The sequence below is a fragment of the Oleiphilus sp. HI0117 genome (assembly GCF_001635235.1).
The window spans coordinates 1-647 of the sequence record NZ_LWGA01000436.1 but is presented as its reverse complement, the minus strand read 5'-3'; the positions used below and the strand labels follow the sequence as shown (position 1 = coordinate 647).

1 protein-coding gene is annotated in these 647 nt (G+C 46.8%); it reads right to left on the bottom strand.

The genetic code is table 11. The features are described from left to right. On the bottom strand, nucleotides 1-489 hold a 489-nt coding region (locus A3757_RS05085), incomplete at its 3' end, for an NAD(+)/NADH kinase (protein WP_197469808.1). Between the last annotated feature and the right edge of the window lie 158 nt (nucleotides 490-647).

Sequence of the window (647 nt, the reverse complement as noted above, 5' to 3'; positions counted from 1 at the left end):
CGCCTTAGGTGTTACCGCAAATACGCCAGAATGCATCTTTACACCTGCCGGAATCCCTAAAGCGCACTGCTGATCACCAATCACCGTGTAGATATCACGCGCAGTACCATCACCGCCGACAAACAACAGGATATCTTTTGAGCGTTTCATAATCTCGGCTGCGGCTGCACGCGTATCGTCAGCTCGAGTTAATTCAGGAGGCTGGAACAAAACCTCGATATCAAAGACATCTGCAAACTCTGAACAGATATCTCCGCCCATCTGTCCACCTGCACACAAAAATGATACTGAAGCCAATCTACCCTGCAAAACTAAATCTTTCAGACCGACTAAAACCGCTCTTAGCCTATCGGCCGCCTTGGCCTCTACGCCTCTGGAAATCGCTATTTCTGTGGTAGATGCTGCATCACTACCTTTAAGCGCAGCCGGCCCACCCATTCCAGCTAGAGGGTTAAGCACCAAACCAAAAGTAAAACTTGCTTGGCTCATTGCCTTATCTTCGTTCATTTTCGTAAATGTAGCTGGAAAGTGTTAACACATACTCATCAGTCAGGTTCACAAACTGAATACCGACAATATAGCGACCTTCCTCACCAACTTCTTCATCGGTATTTAGCTCTATATTGCGGATAATACTCGGAAGGCAA